Source organism: Mammaliicoccus sp. N-M50, assembly GCF_022386995.1.
In the GTDB taxonomy this organism is placed as follows: domain Bacteria; phylum Bacillota; class Bacilli; order Staphylococcales; family Staphylococcaceae; genus Mammaliicoccus; species Mammaliicoccus sciuri_A.
The window spans coordinates 44,596-64,673 of record NZ_JAJNJA010000004.1 but is presented as its reverse complement, the minus strand read 5'-3'; the positions used below and the strand labels follow the sequence as shown (position 1 = coordinate 64,673).

Genomic DNA, 20,078 nt, shown 5'->3' with positions numbered 1-20,078 from the left:
GGTAGAATGGCTATCCAGGATATGTCTAAATTTAAACAAATATTAACAAAAGAAAGATTTTATGTTGTGCTGAATGACCGTAAAATCTTAAGAGACGGCGATACTGATTTTCGTCTAATTTGGTCAACGAAAGAAAGTGCAGAATCATATTTGAAATCGTATGAAATTACTAAATACGATAAAATTATGGAGTTAGATTTAGATAGATTTGTTACATACGAAATGGATGATATCCTTGATGAAGGCGATCAATTCATTGTGGACAAATCAGCAGAAGATAACGGAATAAAAGTAGAAGCAATTCCATTCATAGAAGAAATCATGAGTGAACTAGATGATATCCGAATAGATGAATTTGCAGAAGACATTTGTAACGAAAACTATGTTTACGGGTTAACAGTAAAAGGACAAAAACAATTCATTATCGTATCAGAAGAAGATGCAAGTCTACCAAACATGATGACAGTATGGAGTACACGCAAATTAGCAGAAAAAGTACACCGTGATGACTTCGAAGAATACGATATTATTGAAGTAGAAACAGAAGTCTTCGAAGAATGGTTAGAAGACTTGAAACAAGAAGACATCGCATTAGGAATCAACTTAAAATCAGGCATGATCGGTACAGTAACAGATCCAAAAGCCATTTTAAACGCAATGCCTTGTTAAATTATTAAATAAATAATTGTAATTACAAAAGACGCTCGCTATAAAGCAAGCGTCTTTTTTTGTCTTTCGAATTAATTGCAATTAATTAATAATATAATATTATTCGATTGTTGTAAAAATACTAACTGGAGGTTATAATAAATCAAAAAATGGTAAATTATAGTAATTGGAGGCGATTGATATGCTTAAGCACTTAAAATTAATCATTTATAAATGGCAATTTATAATTTCTTTTCTACTTTTATGTTCAATATCCATTATTCATTTGTGGAATGTCAAAATAGAGCATGGAGAACATCAACTACTAGAGTATACGCCTTACACAGAAAATATCATGATTAATGGTGGCTCATTATTATCTATTTTATATGTATGGATTATGCCATTGCTCATTTCAATTGGCGTTAGTACGTTATTTTATAAACTAAATTTGAAATCAAAGTTTAAAACATTAATTTATTCGAGTGTTGTATCGTTTATTATGGTAACTATACCACTTTTAATAAATTTTTTAGGAATGTTTATGATTTTACCGAATATAAAACCTGATATTGTATTTAAACAATTCGGTGGCATTTTTTCAGATAATCCAATGATCATTTCTATGTATTATGATTATCCAACAATATTTATATTATCGTTAATTGTGTTTGTAGGTTTATGGGGCATAGTAACAAACGTATTCTCAATATCATTACTATTATATTTTGGTGAGAAGGTTATTGTTAAGTTCATACCTTTCATTCTTCAAACACTATTTTATGCAATCACAGAATTCATGATAGTCGATATAATTGTATCGCCTATACATTTCTTATTAATATCATATGGTATATATAATTCACAATTTTTACCGAGTTTATTCTGTATATCGATTTATCTTGTATTGATTACATACATATATAGATTAAGCAGCGAAGAAAAAGTCATCAAAGTAGGTGAATAACTATGAAAAAAACACTCATCATTACCGTTTTAGTCGTTCTATTTTTAAGTATTGGTTCAGTAGGGTACCATCAATATGTAAAGGCAAATGAAAAATTTACAGATTACGAATTAAAAAAAGAGGAGATTCAATTAAATCATAATCATGAAATAAGTGTAGGCAAGTTAAAAATCAGTAATTTAGATGCGTATACTGTTAGTAATGAAATAACAATAGATATGGATATGACGATTTTAAAAAATAAAGGATCAAAATATGAATTTGAAAAAAACATAGATGGAGCTTTCATTTTACTTGTTGATGATTTATATGATACAAGTAGCGGAAAATATGAATTGAAAAATAGTAAATATAAAACAGCTAGTGAGACTTATGATAAATACGAAGCTCGTTTAAGTTTTAGCACTAACCTTGATAATATTAAAGGTAAACATAAATTGGAAGTCGTTTATCTCGACCGCAATGGTCATAAGTTGAAGAAATTATATTTGCCGATTCGTGTTGACGGTGGGAAGATTGTTTGATACATTATTAGTAACTACTAAGGTAGTTACTACATCCCAACGTAGTAAAATCATTTATCCCAAATAATAACCCTTAAGAGAAAAAGGTTTTTCTCTTAAGGGTTATTTCGTCTTCTATATCTTCTTCAAATTTACTAATATATTTATTGACTAAGACGTCATGCCAAATGTAGTCTTTCATCATTTTTATTTGTGTATGGTCATAACTGATATAAGCGCGCATATTTGATTCTGCTGTTTGTCCGTAAATCATGTGTTCATCGTCTACGATTACGACAAATGGTTTAAGTGCTAATGAACTTTTGACGTAGTTTGTATAACGGTGATTAATGAGATCATAGCCGGGTTGGTCGACTTGGAATGTAATCCCTTGAATATGAATATCTTCTGAGACATGATTTGTTAAGATGTCATATAAGTCTGGCCATATTGAAACGGTGATTTGTCTTTTAGCTTGTTTAATGGCAGATGTTACGGCATCGATGATTGTTGATTCATTTGTTAAGACTTCTATTTGAATAGGCGCATTGTCTGTTACGATATTTAATTTATTGATTTCTTGTTCGAGTTGAAGGAGTTCTTCATTTTGCTTTTTTTCAAATAGTTGAATGGTTTGTTTTGGTGATAGGGCATAGTAGTATTTCTTTTGGTCTTGTAAATTGAAATAAGCGAGTCCTTGTTCATCAAGTTTATTGAGTGCTTCATAAATTTTTGAACGTGGTACGCTTGATATTTCACTTAGTTTATAAGCTGTTATGCCTGGATTTTGAACAAGGGCGATATAAGCTTTAGAGCCATACTCACTTAATCCAAAGCGTTTTAAAATGTCTATCATTTGATTCATAGTGTCACCTTCTAGTTTGATGTTACTTTAACCCCGAATAACGGAAGTATATCATATGCTTGATATTCAGAAACTGTTGCACCTTTTAAGTCATTAGGTTGTACAACAAGTTGTTCGATTGTATTGGACGATAAATCAATGTCTTTTAGTGATGTTTCAACGACTTCAAGAGATTCTAATGCACATCTTTCAATTGCGACAGATTTTTGAGTACAGAATGAAAGGTAAGTTTCTGACATTTGATTATCGTTAAATAAAACGTGATCTAAGTTACAATTTTGAAATTGACTCATTTTTAACTGACAATTAGAAAATTGTACATGCTTGAGTTTAACGTCTGTAAAGTTAGCACCAATCATACGACAATCTTTGAAGTGCACTCTATTAAGAGAAGCTTCACTGAATATACAGTTTGAAAGGTCGCATCCTTTAAATATAATATCTAATTCGTGAATTTTAGTGAAATCAACAGATTCAAATGTACATTGATTGAAATACATTGTATCGATTTGACTCGTTTCTTCATCTAATTGAATTAATGCTTTATCAAAGTACAAGTCATACGAAGACTGATAGAGTGTTACGTCTTTTTCTTCTTCATATTCAAAATCATTGTGTAGTTTAGGTTCTATAATTTTCATATTAATACTCCTTAATGTTTAACAATATATTGAACCGAGCGCTCCTGAATATTCACCGTTTTCAATGAAGTATGGTTTTAGACCTCTTAAAATCGTGTAATCAACGACGATATTTTTGAGTAGTTCATTTTTAACAAATGAAGATCCTATAAACACAACGTTTTCTGTATTATACTCTCTTGCGGCATGAATGGATACGGTTGTGACTGTTTCTCCTACAATACCCATTACAGCTGCTAATCGATCAGCATTTGGAAATGCATCGTTCATATGTTGTAATACATGTCCAAAGTTAGCAGCAGTTAATTCTCCAGAAATAGGCGTGTTATCACCTTTATAAATATGTTTAACTTTTAAATCTATTTTATCTCGATCCCCATTTAAAGCTGTTTGAACAAGTTCATCATAATCACTAATTTGAGTCAGTAAATAACTTAAACCTTGTATCATACCGCCACCAGCTCCTGTACCGCCTGCACGTTCTTGATGATCAGTAGTAGCATAATGGATAGAAGTACCAGTACCGACATTCGAGAATATATATGTTTCAAGGTCTATATTGTTTTCTTTTAAAAATATTTGAATCCCTTTATAAGTCGCATCAAATTCAATACTACGTTTCGCTTGATGTTTAATGCATGAGTCTAAGTATTGTGCTTTACCACCTGTAATCGATACTTCAACATCATCTAATTGATTTAACCAAACTGCAACTTGATCAATGTCAGTTGCTAACCATTTTTGATACGTTCTTTCTTTATTTAATTCAGTTACGACTTTAATTAAAGTACCACCTGCATCAATACCAATTTTCACACGAACACCTCATCTAGAAAAGTAAATAATTATCGTTATTATACTATAAAAAATTGTATATGATAAATTAATGATTTTTAGAAATATATTGTAAAAATTGTATAATTACATGATAAGATGATAACAAGTATAAATGAGGGAGGTTATATTTTGATTAGTATATATGAAATAAAACCGAAATTTCAGCAACTATTAATGCCTATCGTTGACTGGATGAGAAAAATCGGTATGACCCCAAATCAAGTTACAATATTAGCACTACTGCTCTCTATCGTAACGGGAATTATTATAAGTATATTTCATGAAAACAAATGGATTTATATTTTAATGCCTATCGTGATGTTTGTGAGAATGGCTTTAAATGCAATTGATGGTGTAATGGCAAAAAAATATCAAATGAAATCTCATTTAGGGTTATTGTTGAATGAATTAGGGGATGTTATAAGTGATTTATTTCTATTTATACCATTCGTGTTTATTGCTGAAGATTATGGAATAGGTATTATGTTGTTTATCAGTTTATCAATCATAAGTGAAATGGCTGGTGTGACTGTTCAAGTGATAGGTAATTCAAGAAGATATGATGGTCCGATGGGTAAAAGTGACCGAGCATTTATTGTAGGTTTCATCAGTTTCTTGATTTTTGTTCATTTAAATATCATTCCTTATTTACATTTTGTGTTTTATGGTTGTTCAATACTCATGTTAATCAATATTTATAATCGAATAACAAAAGGATTAAAGGAGGTTAAATCATGAACTTAGGGAAGATATCTTCAGAAATGCTGATTGTTATGATTGGGGTATTTATCGTACTCGTATTATCCAGTTTGATTAGTATTTATTTAACGAAACGATATCCTGAAAAAGACTTCACTGAAATTAGATTGAGAATTAAATCATGGTGGAGTATGTGTATTATCTTTACAATTGCCTTAGTCATTCACTCTACTGTGTCATTGATTTTTCTTGGCTTACTTTGTTTTTTAGCTTTGAAAGAGTACTTTTCTTTAATACCTACGAATCGTAGTCATAGAGCTGTATTATTCTGGGCGTACTTATCTATACCAATTCAATTTACATTTATCTATTTTGGATTTTATGGCATGTTTATTATTTTTATACCAGTATATATGTTCTTATTTATACCGATTCAAGCAATATTGATAGGTGAAACAAAAGGGTTTTTACAATCAATGGGATCTGTACAATGGGGCATGATGCTGATGGTGTTTAGTTTAAGTCATTTAGCATACTTAATTGTCTTACCTGGCGAAAAAAGTTCAGTACCCGGTGCGAGCCTTGTTTTATTTTTAGTTATATTAACGCAAGCAAATGATGTCTTTCAATTTCTGTTCGGTAAAGCATTTGGTAAACATAAAATTGTACCTAAAGTAAGTCCGAACAAGACTTGGGAAGGTTTTGTTGGAGGGATTATTTCAACGACAATTCTATCTTTATGTTTAGCACCATTATTAACGCCGTTCACATTATTAGGCATGATTGTAGCAGGTTTATATATTAGTATTATGGGATTTGTGGGAGATGTGAATATTTCAGCTTTAAAAAGAGATTTAAATATTAAAGATACTTCTCAAACAATACCTGGTCATGGCGGTATTTTGGATAGAGTAGATTCTTTAACATACACAGCGCCACTCTTCTTCCACTTTGTAAGGTTCTTTTACTTTTAAGGGGTGAACCGATATGTTAAGACTCATTATATTTACATGTATCATTAAGCCAATTATTTTAATTGTTCTAGGATTAAATATACGTAGACGAGAATGGTTACCTAAAAAAGGTCCTATCGTGATTATTGCCAATCATAATTCACATTTAGATACACTTGTACTACTTTCATTGTTTCAAGGAGAAGGGTTTAAGAAAGCACGACCTGTAGCTGCAGGTGATTATTTTCTGAAAAACAAACTATTAAAATGGTTTTCTATGAATATTATGAGAATTATACCAATAGAGCGAAAAATGACGCGAGATATTAAAGGATTATTTGAACCAATTGTAGATGCTTTAGATGAGGGCAGTATTATCATCTTGTATCCGGAGGGAAGTAGAGGCGAACCTGAAAAGTTATCAAAATATAAATCCGGGATTTATTATTTAATGAGAGAACGTCCAAGCATTCCGATACAACCTTTGTTTCTACATGGTTTAGGCAAGTCATTACCGAAAGGCTCAAAACTATTTGTACCATTCTTTATTGATATTTTTGTAGGACGTCCATTTTTATTTAATGAGAATAGAAAAGTATTTATGGATGAGCTTAATGAACGAATGAATGAACTCAGAAATGAAGGTGATTTTAAAGAATGGTAATCATATTTATATGGGCTTTTCTTGAAGCAATTGTATTCTTTATTATCCCTGATGTAGCTTTAACTTATTATGCAATCAAACAAAAAAGTAAATTTAAATTATTATGTGCAAATTTGATTGCAATTATAGGTGCAGTTCTAGGTGGTATCATCGTTTACATTATTTCAATTCAACATTTGAACTTTGTTGAAATGATCATGGTTAAGATTCCTGGTATTCATCCTTATATGATAGAACATGTGATACATTCATTAGAAGATAAAGGAGTGCTCGGATTAATAGAAGCACCATTGTTTGGTGTTCCATATAAACTTTATGCAATGATGAGCTATCACGAAGGTATATCATTTATTGTATTTATACTCGTAAGTTTCATTGCAAGACTTTTGAGATTTATATTAACGAGCTATCTAGCATATGTACTCAGTCATATTGTGTTTAAAAACGTTAATCGATATATCAAAATATTACTATGGTTAATCGTATGGATCATCGTCTATTGGGTATATTTTTCGATACATGCGTTTTAGTTTATGAAAATAAGACAATCAAAAAGGCACCATTCATTGATTTAAACAATGAATGGTGCCTATTTTAATTATTTTTCTTCTTCTTCACGTTCTTCTAATGATTTAGAGAAATCTGTGTCATCATCTATATAAGTCATTTTGAAATGTTTAGATGGTTCTCTACGTAATGCTTTCATAATAGAGAACATCATTAAGAATAGTATAAATGCGAATGGTAGGCCGGCTACGACAGAAGCGGTTTGTAAACTTTCTAAACCACCTGCTAATGTCATGGCAACTGAAATGGCACCAATTAATGTTCCCCAAACTAATTTATACTTGAATGGCGGTACGATTGAACCTTTATCAGACATACTTGATAAGATAAAAGTAGTTGAATCCGCACTTGTAACAAGGAACAAGAAGATTAATATTATTGCTAGAATACTTGTTGCTTCGTAAAATGGGAAGTTTGATAATAGGGAGAATAGTGCAACTGTATAATCTCCTTTAACATCTTCCGCAATAGAAGCACCTTTATTAATAACTAAATACATGGCCGTTCCACCGAAAGTGGCAATCCAACTAAATGAAATAAGTGGTGGAATAATTAACACGCCAATTACAAATTCTCTTATCGTTCTACCTCTTGATACTCTGGCTACAAATCCTCCGATAAATGGAGACCAAGCAATAACCCATGCCCAATAGAACACAGTCCATTGTTGAATCCAAGAATTGTCGCCTTCATAAGGATTTAATCTTAAACTATATTGTACAAAGTTTGTAATATAGTCACCTATTGCAACAGTAAATGTTTCAAATATAAATTGTGTCGGTCCTAAAATAAGTATAAATATAAGTAAAGCAAAACAAATAAATATGTTAGCATTACTTAGCCATTTAACACCTTTATTAAGACCTGATGCTGCTGATCCAAGAAATAGTAAAGTCATAATGACGGTGATGATAATTTTAGTCCAATTATTATTAGGAATATCAAAAACATGATGAAGTCCGCCACCAATTTGCATTATTCCTAGACCAATTGATGTTGCAATACCCATGACAGTTGCGACTATCGCTAAGATATCGATAACATTTCTGTATGGTTTCTTATAAGTTTCACCGAATACAGGTTCCATTGCTGTAGATATTAAACCGTCTCTTCTTTTTCTAAATTGGAAGTAAGCTACGATAAGCCCTGCCATTGCAAAGATAGACCATTGTGAAATGCCCCAATGGAAGAATGTATATCCCATAGCAAGTCGAGCTGATTCTAATGTAGAGCCATCTACTTCATTTGGAAGTGGTGATTTTAAGTAATGTGTCATTGGTTCAGCAACGCCCCAGAATACAATCCCGACACCGAGTCCAGCAGAGAATAACATGCCGACCCATGAAATAAATGAGAATTCTGGTTCTTCGTCGTCTCTACCGAGTTTAAATCGACCAAACCTCGTAATAGCCAATCCGATTAAAAAGATATCTAAAACGAATACGATGATTAAGAATAACCATCCTGTACTGTTCGATATAAATGTATATAATATATTAGCGTATTTACCAAAACCTTTTGGAAAAATTCCAGCAGTTAAAGTTACTAATAATATAATAGACATAGATACCCAAAATACTAATGTTGTCTTATTATTTTGCCTGTCTGTATTTTCTTTTGACTGTTTCATTAATATCCCCCTTTAAATTATGCAGTCTTAATTCTATTACCCTCATCCAAATCAAACTAACATGTGTACGATAATTACGTTTTATAAGGTTCTTAATTGCGCAATGAATGTAAAATTCGTTATGATATATATAAACAAACGGGGGGATATCAATCATGAAAGCTAAATCATTCGGTGAAATCGTCATTAAACCATTTGAAGAACATATGAGAACGGCACTATATGGTTTTGAATTAAACGAACGACAACAAATTTATTCTTCATTGCCTAAAGAAGTGTTGGATGGTGCTATCGAAGATCCTGATAGAAGACCTAATGTTGTCGTAAACGATCAAGACGACATAGTTGGTTTCTTTGTATTGCATAAGTATTATCAACACGAAGGTTATGATACACCGCATAATGTTGTATATATACGTTCATTATCAATTAATGAAAAGTATCAAGGTAATGGGTATGGCACGACTATAATGATGAATTTACCTGAGTACGTTCAACATGTGTTCCCTGATTTTGATCATTTATATTTAGTAGTAGATGCTGAAAATGAGGCAGCATGGAATTTATATGAAAGAGCTGGCTTTATGCATACAGCTACAAAAGAAGAAGGTCCATTAGGTAAAGAACGATTATATTATTTAGATTTAGATTCAAAATATGTATCTTCATTGAAACTTGTATTAAATGAAGATGATTTAGATAATGAATTTGTCGATATACATTTAATGAAAGATAATCAAAAAGTAGGTATCATCGTATTAGAAGATAAAGATCATTATTTTGATATTCGGAGTATAGAAGTTGAAGAAGACGAAAGAAAAGAAGGTATTGCAGAGAGTGCTTTAAGACAGTTAAGTACTTTTGTTAGAAGAAGGTTTGAAGATAAGAAAGAAATACACATCACTTTATTCGGTTCAAACAATAAATTGAAACCTTTATGTGAGAAAGCAAGATTTGTAGAAATACAAAAATCTGAGGACTATATTAAACTCATGAAATATATTAAGTATTAACTAACATTTGCTAAAAATCATCTTGTCAATTATAATCGTAAACTGTTATGATTATAAATATTAATGTGCGACAATAGTTCGATTGTTGAAAGGAAGAGTAAAGCATGAAATTAAAAGATTTCACAAAAGAAATGGTAGATGAGCATTCATTTATCGAAATGGCTTATATTTTATTAACAGAGAACGGTAAAGAAACAAACTTATATGATATGATAGACGAATTCAAAAGCTTAGGTAATTATAATGATTCAGAAATTGAGAACCGTATTTTACAATTCTATACGGACTTAAATACTGATGGACGCTTCTTAAGTGTGGGTGAGAATATTTGGGGACTTCGTGACTGGTATTCAGTTGATGATATCGAAGAAAAAATCGCACCAACAATTCAAAAATTCAACGTTCTAGATGAAGACGATGAAGCTGATTCAGAAATTTCATTATTAGGGGAAGAAGATAAATCTAAAGATCTTGATATTACAATTGATCAAGATGATGAAGAAGGTTTAAATGATCCTGAAGACCCTGAAGATGAAGACGTAGAAGATGAATTAGATGAAGCGGGTCTTGTTGTAGATGAAGAAGACGAAGATGAGGAAGACGAAGAAGACGAATTTTAATTGACTTTTCTTTAAAAGATGGTAATATTTTATTTGGGCTCCTTTAAATAGGACAATCGTATAAATATAGCGCTCCCTCCTTACATTTTAAATAATGTAAGTGGGAGCGTTTTTTATTTTTTAAAAAATAAATGGAGGTACAAACATGACAAAGTTCATTTTCGTAACAGGTGGCGTAGTATCGTCTCTTGGTAAAGGTATTACAGCAGCATCACTAGGGAGATTACTTAAAAATAGAGGATTAAATGTAACAATTCAAAAGTTCGACCCATACTTAAATGTTGATCCAGGTACAATGAGTCCATATCAACACGGTGAAGTTTTTGTAACTGAAGATGGTGCAGAAACAGACTTAGACTTAGGACATTATGAAAGATTTATTGATATTAACCTTAATAAATATTCAAATGTAACAGCAGGTAAAGTTTATTCTCACGTACTTAAAAAAGAAAGACGTGGAGATTTCTTAGGTGGTACTGTCCAAGTTATCCCACATATTACAAATGAAATTAAATCAAGATTATTAATGGCTGGCGAAAGTACAAATGCTGATGTTGTTATTACTGAAATTGGTGGTACAACAGGTGATATTGAATCTTTACCATTTATAGAAGCAATTAGACAAATCAAGAGTGATCTTGGTCGTGAAAACGTTATGTACATCCATTGTACGTTACTTCCATACATTAAAGCTGCTGGTGAAATGAAGACTAAACCAACACAACATAGTGTTAAAGAATTAAGAGGTTTAGGTATTCAACCAGATTTAATTGTGGTACGTACTGAATATGAAATGACTCAAGATTTAAGAGATAAAATTGCATTATTCTGTGACATTAACAAACGTGCAGTCATTGAATGTAGAGATGCTGATACGTTATATCAAATTCCATTAGCATTAAAAGAACAACATATGGATGATATCGTCATTGAAAGATTAGATTTAGAAGCTACACCAGAAGCGGAATTAACAGAGTGGAACCAATTATTAGACACTGTACGTAATTTAGAAGGTTCAGTGAAAATTGGTTTAGTAGGTAAATATGTTAGTTTACAAGATGCATACTTGTCAGTTGCAGAAGCTTTAAAACATGCTGGTTATGATTTTAAATCAGATGTTGAAATTAAGTGGATTGACTCTGAAAAATTAAACGAAACAAACTATCAAAAAGAACTTGCAGACGTAGATGGTATTTTAGTACCTGGCGGATTCGGTGATAGAGGTGTAGAAGGTAAGATATTAGCCATTCAATATGCACGTGAAAACAACGTACCATACTTAGGTATTTGTTTAGGTATGCAATTAGCAACAGTTGAATTCGCTAGAAACGTAGTTGGATTAAACGATGCACATTCAGCAGAATTAGATCCAAACACACCATACCCAATTATCGATTTATTACCAGAACAAAAAGACATCGAAGATTTAGGCGGAACATTAAGATTAGGTGTTTACCCATGTAAAATTGAAGAAGGAACAATTGCACATAAAGTCTATGGTGAATTAGAAGTAGACGAAAGACACCGTCACCGTTATGAATTTAATAACGAATATCGCGAAAGATTAGAAGAAAAAGGCATGAAATTCTCAGGAACAAGCCCAGATGGTAGATTAGTAGAAATCGTAGAATTAGAAAATCACCCATGGTTTGTAGCATGTCAATTCCATCCAGAATTCTTATCTAGACCAACACGTCCACAAAAATTATTCAGAGGATTTGTAGAAGCAAGTATTCAAAATAAATAATATATATATAAAGCGCCCTTTATCCTAATACTTTTTCAAGTATTTAAGATAGAGGGCGCTTTTTTGTATAAATATGTGTGGGATATAAAGTGCTGCGTTGTGAACACTTCTGGGCAAACTTGTTCATAACGGGTGGCGTTGTGAACACTTTTCGCCAAACTTGTTTATAACGAGTGTGTTGTGAACACTTCTGGGCAAACTTGTTTATAACGGGTGCGGTAATTACAAAACTCAACGGAATTGTAACTAAGGAGGCCCATAGTAACAAAAGTCGGCAGAATTGTAACTATGGAAGCCTAAAATTACAAAACTCATAAGAAGTGTAACTAAAACCTCCATTATCCACCAACACGTAAAATTCAGACCCGTTATCTTCTATTACTAGATTTCTTCATTTAAATCTTGTGTAATCTCATGCATTTCAGCAAACATGATATAATATATATAATTTAAAGCCATAAGATGAGGGGTAATAATTTTACTGTAATCAGCGGTTGGAACGATTGCTCTTGGTGTTGATAAGTCAATATAATGCATGAGTGATTCGTGTGACTTATTGTCTTTATCTTTGTTGGCTATTACGACAAAATCTATATCGTGGTCGTTTAATTTTGTAATCCATTCGTTGAGTTCTTCAGTAAAGGAAGTATCGGCTAATAATACGCGGTCAGTAGAATCGATCTTTTCGATTTCATCTAAAGTATTGAGTGTTTCTGCATGTGGTAAGCTTTCGTTACTGTCAGTCATAAATGTTTGGAAATGTTTGATTTCATCGAAAGTTTTGATGCGTATTTTGCCTTCACCGTTTGCTGCTTGCATAAGCAGTTGTGATGCAATTTCAATTTCTTCAATTTGGGCATCTATTTTACTAAATATGCCGTTTAATTGTGTATTAAAAATTTTAAGCAATTTGTATTCTCCTTATTAACGTCATTAAATTTATTTTATATAAAAAGTGGGGTATCTTCAATGGATGTACTTATTATAGATGATGAAAAGAATATTAGACAATTACTAAAAGAAATTATGGAATTAAATCAATTCAATGTAGATACTGCTAAAAATGGAGCGGAGGGAATTGAATTATTTCATAAAAATACTTATAAATTGATTTTTATAGATAAAAGAATGCCTGGAATTTCTGGTGAAGAAGTATTTGCCGAAATTAGAAAATCTGATAAAAATATTCCAGTTTATATCATTTCAGCATTTCAATCATCTACCGAGTTAGAAGTTTTAAAAAAAGGAAATATTACTGGCGTGCTAATGAAGCCGTTTACAATTGAAGAAGTTATGAAAATTGTAAGAAAACATTTAGGATAGGGCTTTCAAAAGGTGCATATATTCACAAAGTTTGATATAATAATCTTGTAAATAATTCGTGCCTTGCACATTAGGAGGAAACTCAATGCCTTTAGTTTCAATGAAAGAAATGTTAATTAAAGCAAAAGAAAATGGTTATGCTGTTGGTCAATACAACATCAATAACTTAGAATTTACACAAGCTATTCTTCAAGCTTCACAAGAAGAAAATGCACCAGTTATCCTTGGTGTATCTGAAGGAGCTGGACGTTATATCGGTGGTTTCAAAACTGTCGTTAAAATCGTTGAAGGTTTAATTGAAGATTACAACATTACAATTCCAGTTGCTATTCACCTTGACCACGGTTCAAGTTTCGAAAAATGTAAAGAAGCTATCGATGCTGGATTCACTTCAGTAATGATCGATGCATCTCATCACCCATTCGAAGAAAACATCGAAATTACTTCTAAAGTAGTTGAATATGCTCATGCTAACGGTGTTTCTGTTGAAGCTGAATTAGGAACTGTTGGTGGACAAGAAGATGACGTAGTTGCAGAAGGCGTTATCTATGCTGATCCTAAAGAATGTCAAGAATTAGTTGAAAGAACTGGTATTGATACTTTAGCACCTGCATTAGGTTCAGTACACGGACCTTACAAAGGTGAACCAAACTTAGGTTTCAAAGAAATGGAAGAAATCGGTGCTTCAACTGGTTTACCATTAGTATTACACGGTGGTACTGGTATCCCAACTCACGATATCAAAAAAGCTATCACTTTCGGTACAGCTAAAATCAACGTTAACACTGAAAACCAAATCGCATCTGCTAAAGCAGTTCGTGAAGTGTTAAACAACGACAGCGAAGTTTACGATCCACGTAAATACTTAGGACCTGCTCGTGAAGCAATTAAAGCAACTGTTAAAGGTAAAATCCAAGAATTTGGTACTTCTAACCAAGCTTAATTTTATTTAAATTCAAACTACTACAAGCATCGTGCTTGTAGTAGTTTTTTCTGTTTTTAAAGATAAATTGAATATTTATTCAATACGTTTACTCAATTTATTTTAATGTCAAAAATTTAAAATTTGATACTTCTTTCGTAGTAAATTATGTCATTTCTATTTACTTTTTATGTTTTTGCGTTTATCTTATTGAATAGTATATAATGGAAATAATTATCTATTCATGTTGAGAGAGTATGAATTCTCTAAGACGATGAAGTAAAGGAGTAAACATATGTCTCAAGAAGTTATAAAAATAAATGGTGGCAAAAAATTAAATGGTAAAGTGCAAATAAGCGGTGCTAAAAATAGTGCAGTTGCACTTATTCCAGCAAGTTTAATGGCGAATGATGTTGTGACATTAGATGGACTACCAGATATTTCAGATGTCAAAACTTTAATGAGCCTACTTGGTGATTTAAATATTAAAACAGAATTAAATGGTGATCAGCTTGTCGTTGATTCAAGCGATGCGGTGAATCTACCTTTACCTAATAATAAAGTACAATCTTTAAGAGCATCTTATTATATGATGGGTGCTATGCTCGGACGTTTTAAAAAATGTGTGATTGGTTTACCTGGTGGCTGTCCTTTAGGCCCTAGACCAATTGACCAACATATTAAAGGTTTTGAAGCACTAGGTGCAAAAGTAACAAACGAACAAGGTGCCATGTATTTAATTGCTGAAGAATTAGTTGGTGCTAAAATATTTATGGATGTTGTGAGTGTTGGTGCAACAATCAATATAATGTTGGCAGCTTCTTTAGCAAAAGGTAAAACAGTAATAGAAAACGCAGCGAAAGAACCTGAAATTGTTGATGTTGCGACATTATTAAATAATATGGGTGCTAAAATTAGAGGTGCAGGTACAGATACATTGAAAATTGAAGGTGTAGAATCCTTGCACGGTACGAAACATACAATTATTCCTGATAGAATAGAAGCAGGTACATACATGTGTGCAGCAGCAGCCATGGGTGAAGAAGTGTACATCGAAAATATCATTCCTTTACATTTAGAACCATTAATCGCTAAATTAAGAGAAATGGGCACTGAAATCGATTTAGGTGAAGATTCAGTTGTTATTAAAGGTAAAGACGAATATAAACCAGTTGATATACAAACTGCAGTTTATCCTGGTTTTGCAACAGATTTACAACAACCATTTACACCTTTATTATTAAAAGCAAATGGTCAAAGTAAAATAACAGAAACGATTTATCCTGCAAGATTTAAACACGTTGATGAATTAATCAGAATGGGTGCAAATGTGAATTTAGAAAATGGCACAGCTATTTATTATCCATCTCAATTGACAGGTGCAAGTGTAGCAGCAAGTGATTTAAGAGCAGGTGCATCTTTATTAATTGCTGGATTAATGTCTGAAGGCGTTACAACGGTTTATAATGTGAAGCATATTCATAGAGGATACAGCGGTATTGTTGAAAAATTAAAAGCACTAGGTGCTGATATTTGGACTGAAACCGTATAACAAGTATAAATTATATACTTTGTATATAAAGTGTAGTATAATGGCAATATAGAAGTTAAAGAGGTGAGTAACATGGAAGTATGTCCTTATTTGGAAGAAACTTTTAAAGTAATAGGACGCAGTTGGAATGGTTTAATACTTAATTATTTATCACGTTGTGATGAACGTTCGGCTCACTTTTCTGATATGAAAAGAGACTTAAGACGTATTACACCTAGAGCATTATCTCTTAAATTAACTGAATTAAGTGATTGGGGTTTAGTTGAAAAGAAAGTTGTTACAACAACGCCTCTATCAGTTGAATATCATTTAACAACTAAAGGATACGAATTAGCACAAGCGCTTGTACCATTAGAAGAGTGGGCACAAAAAAATGTGGAATTGCAAGAGAATCATTCCTAAATGAATTGAATATTATAAAGTACCCGTCAATGCGATGAAAATCATTTCGTTGGCGGGTATTTTATTTGTTTAAAATTTAAAATATTCAATTCTCAAACAGATTATTTTAATTATGACTATCATCCATACTATAATAACCAATGTAACAAATATAAAGGAGTAGATAATTCATGAGACAAGATATCAAGCAATATATAAATGGCGAATGGGTTGAAAGTCATAGTGGACAAACATTAGATGTTATTAACCCTGCTACAGAAGAAATAATGGGTAAAATTGCTGCAGGTAACAAACAAGATGTTGATGACGCTGTAGCTGCCGCTAAAAAAGTGTACGTGAAATTTAGAAATACTTCTTTAGAAGAAAGAAAAGCTTTATTAGAACGAATTGCAGATGAATATGAAAATAGAAAAGAAGATTTAATAGATGTAATGACGGATGAGCTTGGCTCACCAATTGAAAAATCAGAATCTGTTCATTATCAAATGGGCTTAAATCATTATAGAGAAGCAAGTAAAGCGATCGATTCAATTCAATTTGAAGAACGTCGTGGTGATGATTTAGTTATTAAAGAAGCTATCGGTGTTTCTGGATTAGTAACACCATGGAATTTCCCAACTAACCAAACATCATTAAAATTAGCTGGTGCATTTGCTGCAGGTTCACCTGTAGTCTTAAAACCATCTGAAGAAACACCATTTGCAGCGATTATTTTAGCTGAAATATTTGAAAAAGCTGGCGTGCCTAAAGGTGTGTTCAACTTAGTAAATGGTGATGGCCAAAGTGTTGGTGATCCATTAAGTTCACATCCTGATGTACGTATGATGTCATTTACGGGTTCAGGACCAACTGGTAGAAAAATTATGGAAAACTCAGCTAAAGACTTCAAAAAAGTATCATTAGAGCTAGGTGGAAAATCACCATTAGTAGTGTTAGATGACGTTGATATCGAAGAAGCAGCTAAAGGTGCAGTTGCTAAATTCGTACAAAATACTGGTCAAGTTTGTACAGCAGGTACACGTACATTAGTACCAGAAAGTATTAAAGATGAATTTATCGCAGCAGCTAAAAAAGCAATTGAAAATGTTAAAGTTGGTAACCCTAGAGAAGCTGGCCAAGATGCAGGTCCAGTTGTATCTAAAAAACAATTTGATACAGTTCAAAGCTATATTCAAAAAGGTATCGATGAAGGTGCAACATTATTACATGGTGGTGTTGGTAAACCAGACGGTCTTGAAAAAGGTTACTTCGTTAAACCAACATTATTTACTGATGTAACTAATGATATGACAATTGCTCAAGAAGAAATCTTCGGTCCTGTAGGTACAATTATTACTTATAAAGACTTAGATGAAGCAATTGAAATTGCTAATGATACAATTTATGGTTTAGCAGCATATGTATATGGTAAAGATTTAGAACGTGTAAGAGAAGTTGCTAAAGCATTAGAAGCAGGTACTGTAGAAATTAATGACGCAGGTAGAAAACCTAATTTACCATTTGGTGGTTATAAACAATCAGGTATTGGTAGAGAATGGGGCGACTACGGAATTGAAGAATTCTTAGAAATTAAAGCAATTCCAGGTTATTTTAAAGAATAGTAAAAATACAAAATACAATATATTTTTAAGACTGAAACATTTCGATGTTTCAGTCTTTTTATATGATAGTTATAATTGAATAAAAAAGTGAAATATTTTAACATAATTTATATATAACTTATTTTGTCATCTTCATAAAAAAATGCTATAGTTTAAAGGCAGATTATAAATCTGATAAAAATGAATGAGATTTTTAAGAAATGGGTGTCATAAATATGGCTGAAAGAGTTAGAACAAGTCCTCAGTATGAATCGTTTCACGAATTATACAAGAACTATACAACTAAAGAATTAACATCAAAGGCAAAAGAACTAAGAATAACAAATTATAGTAAATTAAATAAAAAAGAACTTGTCTTAGCAATTATGGAAGCTCAAATGGAAAAAGACGGCAACTATTATATGGAAGGTATCTTAGATGATATTCAACCTGATGGTTATGGCTTTTTACGTACTGTTAACTATTCTAAAGGTGAAAAAGATATTTATATATCTGCTAGCCAAATTAGACGCTTTGAAATTAAAAAAGGTGATAAAGTAACTGGTAAAGTTAGAAAACCTAAAGAAAATGAAAAGTATTACGGATTGTTACAAGTTGATTTTGTAAATGATCAAAATGCAGAAGAAGTTAAAAAAAGACCACACTTTCAAGCGTTAACTCCTCTATACCCACAACAACGTATCCAATTAGAAACTACAAGTAAAAATTATTCAACTAGAATCATGGATTTAATTACGCCAATAGGTCTAGGACAGCGTGGAATGATTGTAGCACCACCTAAAGCTGGTAAGACATCATTACTTAAAGAAATTGCAAATGCTATTGCAATTAACCAACCAAAAGCGAAATTATTTGTATTATTAATTGGGGAACGTCCAGAAGAAGTAACGGATATTGAACGTTCTGTTGAACAAGCTGAAGTCGTTAACTCAACATTTGATGAGCCGCCAGAACATCATGTTAAAGTGGCTGAATTACTACTTGAAAGAGCTAAACGTCTTGTTGAAATCGGTGAAGACGTCATTATCTTAATGGATTCATTAACAAGATTAGCTAGAGCATATAACTTAGTTGTACCACCAAGTGGTAGAACATTATCAGGTGGTTTAGATCCAGCATCACTTCATAGACCTAAACATTTCTTCGGAGCTGCTAGAAATATTGAAGCGGGTGGAAGTTTAACAATATTAGCGACTGCATTAGTTGAAACAGGTTCTCGTATGGACGATATGATTTATGAAGAATTTAAAGGTACAGGTAACATGGAACTTCATTTAGATCGTAAATTGTCTGAGAAGAGAGTATTCCCTGCAATTGATATTAGAAGAAGTTCAACACGTAAAGAAGAATTGCTATTAGATAAAGAAGAACTTGAAATGATTTGGCAACTACGTAATTTATTTACTGATTCAAATGATTTCTCTGAAAGATTTATTAGAAAGTTAAAACGCACGGATTCTAACGAAGAATTCTTTGAAGTCTTAAGAAAATCTATGGTCGATAGTGCCAAGACTGGTAAACCAATTATATAAATTTAAGGTTGCATTTTAATTCTTCAACATATATAATATGTAAGTATTGAGTGAATAAGTCACAAATAAACTCTGTTCCAGATGGTTCAGGGCAAAGGAGCTGAAAAAATGAAACAAGGAATTCATCCAGAGTATAATAAAGTTATCTTTTTAGATACAACTACAGACTTCAAATTCTTAAGTGGTTCAACACGTACTTCAAATGAAACTATGGAATGGGAAGATGGAAACGAATACCCAGTTATCCGTTTAGATATCTCTTCAGATTCACATCCATTCTATACAGGACGTCAAAAATTCGCATCTGCGGATGGTCGTGTGGAACGCTTCAACAAAAAATTTGGTTTCAAATCAAACAACTAATTATGAAGCGAATCAAGCATCCTTTTATA

The 20,078-nt window shown here is 32.1% G+C and carries 22 protein-coding genes; 17 read left to right on the top strand and 5 right to left on the bottom strand.

The genetic code is table 11. The features are described from left to right. Positions 1 to 6: 6 nt before the first annotated feature. The 3 genes from LQ622_RS07635 (at position 7) to LQ622_RS07625 (ending at position 2,139) form a co-directional block, all read left to right on the top strand. Positions 7 to 669, top strand: coding sequence for a DUF2750 domain-containing protein (locus LQ622_RS07635; protein WP_025904446.1), 663 nt, complete (start codon positions 7 to 9; stop codon positions 667 to 669). A 181-nt stretch (positions 670 to 850) separates the two neighbouring features. After that, the gene (locus LQ622_RS07630) at positions 851 to 1,615 is read left to right on the top strand and encodes a hypothetical protein (RefSeq protein ID WP_196307587.1); all 765 of its coding nucleotides are present in this window, start codon (positions 851 to 853) and stop codon (positions 1,613 to 1,615) included. Between the two features lie 2 nt (positions 1,616 to 1,617). After that, entirely contained in the window at positions 1,618 to 2,139 is a 522-nt protein-coding gene (locus tag LQ622_RS07625) for a hypothetical protein (protein ID WP_196307586.1), read from the top strand. Between the two features lie 73 nt (positions 2,140 to 2,212). Here the strand turns inward: LQ622_RS07625 and LQ622_RS07620 are convergent, their stop codons facing one another. The 3 genes from LQ622_RS07620 to coaW are packed head-to-tail and all read right to left on the bottom strand — an operon-like array spanning position 2,213 to position 4,440. Continuing rightward, complete coding sequence (locus tag LQ622_RS07620; RefSeq protein ID WP_107576511.1) at positions 2,213 to 2,983, bottom strand: TrmB family transcriptional regulator; 771 nt, start codon at positions 2,981 to 2,983, stop codon at positions 2,213 to 2,215. Positions 2,984 to 2,994: 11 nt separating this feature from the next. Then, complete coding sequence (locus LQ622_RS07615; RefSeq protein WP_239762105.1) at positions 2,995 to 3,624, bottom strand: pentapeptide repeat-containing protein; 630 nt, start codon at positions 3,622 to 3,624, stop codon at positions 2,995 to 2,997. Positions 3,625 to 3,642: 18 nt separating this feature from the next. Next, the gene (gene coaW / locus LQ622_RS07610) at positions 3,643 to 4,440 is read right to left on the bottom strand and encodes a type II pantothenate kinase (protein ID WP_239762106.1); all 798 of its coding nucleotides are present in this window, start codon (positions 4,438 to 4,440) and stop codon (positions 3,643 to 3,645) included. Positions 4,441 to 4,590: 150 nt separating this feature from the next. Between coaW and LQ622_RS07605 the strand changes: the two genes are divergently transcribed. Genes LQ622_RS07605 through LQ622_RS07590 form a run of 4 tightly spaced genes read left to right on the top strand, consistent with a single transcriptional unit; the run spans position 4,591 to position 7,307 of the window. Beyond that, positions 4,591 to 5,199, top strand: coding sequence for a CDP-alcohol phosphatidyltransferase family protein (locus LQ622_RS07605; RefSeq protein ID WP_239774903.1), 609 nt, complete (start codon positions 4,591 to 4,593; stop codon positions 5,197 to 5,199). Further along, positions 5,196 to 6,134, top strand: a complete 939-nt coding sequence (locus LQ622_RS07600; protein ID WP_025904453.1) for a phosphatidate cytidylyltransferase — start codon at positions 5,196 to 5,198, stop codon at positions 6,132 to 6,134. The genes LQ622_RS07605 and LQ622_RS07600 overlap by 4 nt, the downstream gene beginning before the upstream one ends. Positions 6,135 to 6,147: 13 nt before the next feature. Beyond that, positions 6,148 to 6,777, top strand: coding sequence for a lysophospholipid acyltransferase family protein (locus tag LQ622_RS07595; RefSeq protein WP_239762107.1), 630 nt, complete (start codon positions 6,148 to 6,150; stop codon positions 6,775 to 6,777). Then, on the top strand, positions 6,771 to 7,307 hold the full coding sequence (locus tag LQ622_RS07590; RefSeq protein WP_126477258.1) for a YqaA family protein: 537 nt from the start codon (positions 6,771 to 6,773) through the stop codon (positions 7,305 to 7,307). Before LQ622_RS07595 ends, LQ622_RS07590 begins: the two co-directional genes overlap by 7 nt. A 68-nt stretch (positions 7,308 to 7,375) precedes the next feature. Here LQ622_RS07590 and LQ622_RS07585 read toward each other — a convergent pair whose 3' ends face one another. Further along, positions 7,376 to 8,974 carry a BCCT family transporter gene (locus LQ622_RS07585; RefSeq protein WP_126477259.1) on the bottom strand — a complete coding sequence of 533 codons (1,599 nt, stop codon included), beginning with the start codon at positions 8,972 to 8,974 and terminating at the stop codon, positions 7,376 to 7,378. A gap of 152 nt (positions 8,975 to 9,126) precedes the next feature. Between LQ622_RS07585 and LQ622_RS07580 the strand changes: the two genes are divergently transcribed. The 3 genes from LQ622_RS07580 (at position 9,127) to LQ622_RS07570 (ending at position 12,354) form a co-directional block, all read left to right on the top strand. Continuing rightward, a complete protein-coding gene (locus LQ622_RS07580; protein WP_239762133.1) occupies positions 9,127 to 9,987 on the top strand; it encodes a GNAT family N-acetyltransferase in 861 nt (286 codons plus the stop codon). Positions 9,988 to 10,091: 104 nt separating this feature from the next. Continuing rightward, a complete protein-coding gene (gene rpoE, locus LQ622_RS07575; protein WP_037589792.1) occupies positions 10,092 to 10,607 on the top strand; it encodes a DNA-directed RNA polymerase subunit delta in 516 nt (171 codons plus the stop codon). 145 nt (positions 10,608 to 10,752) lie between these two features. Continuing rightward, entirely contained in the window at positions 10,753 to 12,354 is a 1,602-nt protein-coding gene (locus LQ622_RS07570; protein WP_239774901.1) for a CTP synthase, read from the top strand. 381 nt (positions 12,355 to 12,735) lie between these two features. Here LQ622_RS07570 and LQ622_RS07565 read toward each other — a convergent pair whose 3' ends face one another. Continuing rightward, the gene (locus tag LQ622_RS07565) at positions 12,736 to 13,263 is read right to left on the bottom strand and encodes a DUF2529 family protein (RefSeq protein ID WP_239774899.1); all 528 of its coding nucleotides are present in this window, start codon (positions 13,261 to 13,263) and stop codon (positions 12,736 to 12,738) included. 60 nt (positions 13,264 to 13,323) lie between these two features. On the opposite strand from LQ622_RS07565, the gene LQ622_RS07560 reads away from it, so the two are divergent. The 7 genes from LQ622_RS07560 (at position 13,324) to LQ622_RS07530 (ending at position 20,049) form a co-directional block, all read left to right on the top strand. Then, on the top strand, positions 13,324 to 13,677 hold the full coding sequence (locus tag LQ622_RS07560; RefSeq protein ID WP_025904461.1) for a response regulator: 354 nt from the start codon (positions 13,324 to 13,326) through the stop codon (positions 13,675 to 13,677). Positions 13,678 to 13,762: 85 nt separating this feature from the next. Then, a complete protein-coding gene (gene fdaB / locus LQ622_RS07555) occupies positions 13,763 to 14,620 on the top strand; it encodes a class IIb fructose-bisphosphate aldolase FdaB (protein ID WP_025904462.1) in 858 nt (285 codons plus the stop codon). 274 nt (positions 14,621 to 14,894) lie between these two features. After that, positions 14,895 to 16,151: a UDP-N-acetylglucosamine 1-carboxyvinyltransferase gene (locus LQ622_RS07550; RefSeq protein WP_037589788.1), complete on the top strand. Its 1,257-nt coding sequence runs from the start codon at positions 14,895 to 14,897 to the stop codon at positions 16,149 to 16,151. A 72-nt stretch (positions 16,152 to 16,223) separates the two neighbouring features. Then, the gene (locus LQ622_RS07545) at positions 16,224 to 16,553 is read left to right on the top strand and encodes a winged helix-turn-helix transcriptional regulator (RefSeq protein WP_025904464.1); all 330 of its coding nucleotides are present in this window, start codon (positions 16,224 to 16,226) and stop codon (positions 16,551 to 16,553) included. A gap of 170 nt (positions 16,554 to 16,723) precedes the next feature. Beyond that, positions 16,724 to 18,154 carry an aldehyde dehydrogenase family protein gene (locus tag LQ622_RS07540; RefSeq protein WP_239774897.1) on the top strand — a complete coding sequence of 477 codons (1,431 nt, stop codon included), beginning with the start codon at positions 16,724 to 16,726 and terminating at the stop codon, positions 18,152 to 18,154. Between the two features lie 215 nt (positions 18,155 to 18,369). Next, complete coding sequence (gene rho, locus LQ622_RS07535; RefSeq protein WP_025904466.1) at positions 18,370 to 19,686, top strand: transcription termination factor Rho; 1,317 nt, start codon at positions 18,370 to 18,372, stop codon at positions 19,684 to 19,686. Between the two features lie 108 nt (positions 19,687 to 19,794). Further along, on the top strand, positions 19,795 to 20,049 hold the full coding sequence (locus tag LQ622_RS07530; RefSeq protein WP_025904467.1) for a type B 50S ribosomal protein L31: 255 nt from the start codon (positions 19,795 to 19,797) through the stop codon (positions 20,047 to 20,049). Positions 20,050 to 20,078 lie beyond the last annotated feature (29 nt).

Excerpts from the sequence above, each read along its gene's own strand:
- LQ622_RS07530 (WP_025904467.1), top strand. The coding sequence starts at position 19,795 with ATGAAACAAGGAATTCATCCAGAGTATAATAAAGTTATCTTTTTAGAT.
- LQ622_RS07615 (WP_239762105.1), bottom strand. The coding sequence starts at position 3,624 with ATGAAAATTATAGAACCTAAACTACACAATGATTTTGAATATGAAGAA.
- LQ622_RS07620 (WP_107576511.1), bottom strand. The coding sequence starts at position 2,983 with ATGAATCAAATGATAGACATTTTAAAACGCTTTGGATTAAGTGAGTAT.
- LQ622_RS07635 (WP_025904446.1), top strand. The coding sequence starts at position 7 with ATGGCTATCCAGGATATGTCTAAATTTAAACAAATATTAACAAAAGAA.
- LQ622_RS07585 (WP_126477259.1), bottom strand. The coding sequence starts at position 8,974 with ATGAAACAGTCAAAAGAAAATACAGACAGGCAAAATAATAAGACAACA.
- LQ622_RS07545 (WP_025904464.1), top strand. The coding sequence starts at position 16,224 with ATGGAAGTATGTCCTTATTTGGAAGAAACTTTTAAAGTAATAGGACGC.
- LQ622_RS07595 (WP_239762107.1), top strand. The coding sequence starts at position 6,148 with ATGTTAAGACTCATTATATTTACATGTATCATTAAGCCAATTATTTTA.
- LQ622_RS07630 (WP_196307587.1), top strand. The coding sequence starts at position 851 with ATGCTTAAGCACTTAAAATTAATCATTTATAAATGGCAATTTATAATT.
- LQ622_RS07540 (WP_239774897.1), top strand. The coding sequence starts at position 16,724 with ATGAGACAAGATATCAAGCAATATATAAATGGCGAATGGGTTGAAAGT.
- LQ622_RS07550 (WP_037589788.1), top strand. The coding sequence starts at position 14,895 with ATGTCTCAAGAAGTTATAAAAATAAATGGTGGCAAAAAATTAAATGGT.
- LQ622_RS07600 (WP_025904453.1), top strand. The coding sequence starts at position 5,196 with ATGAACTTAGGGAAGATATCTTCAGAAATGCTGATTGTTATGATTGGG.
- LQ622_RS07560 (WP_025904461.1), top strand. The coding sequence starts at position 13,324 with ATGGATGTACTTATTATAGATGATGAAAAGAATATTAGACAATTACTA.
- rho (WP_025904466.1), top strand. The coding sequence starts at position 18,370 with ATGGCTGAAAGAGTTAGAACAAGTCCTCAGTATGAATCGTTTCACGAA.
- LQ622_RS07590 (WP_126477258.1), top strand. The coding sequence starts at position 6,771 with ATGGTAATCATATTTATATGGGCTTTTCTTGAAGCAATTGTATTCTTT.
- LQ622_RS07570 (WP_239774901.1), top strand. The coding sequence starts at position 10,753 with ATGACAAAGTTCATTTTCGTAACAGGTGGCGTAGTATCGTCTCTTGGT.
- fdaB (WP_025904462.1), top strand. The coding sequence starts at position 13,763 with ATGCCTTTAGTTTCAATGAAAGAAATGTTAATTAAAGCAAAAGAAAAT.
- LQ622_RS07625 (WP_196307586.1), top strand. The coding sequence starts at position 1,618 with ATGAAAAAAACACTCATCATTACCGTTTTAGTCGTTCTATTTTTAAGT.
- rpoE (WP_037589792.1), top strand. The coding sequence starts at position 10,092 with ATGAAATTAAAAGATTTCACAAAAGAAATGGTAGATGAGCATTCATTT.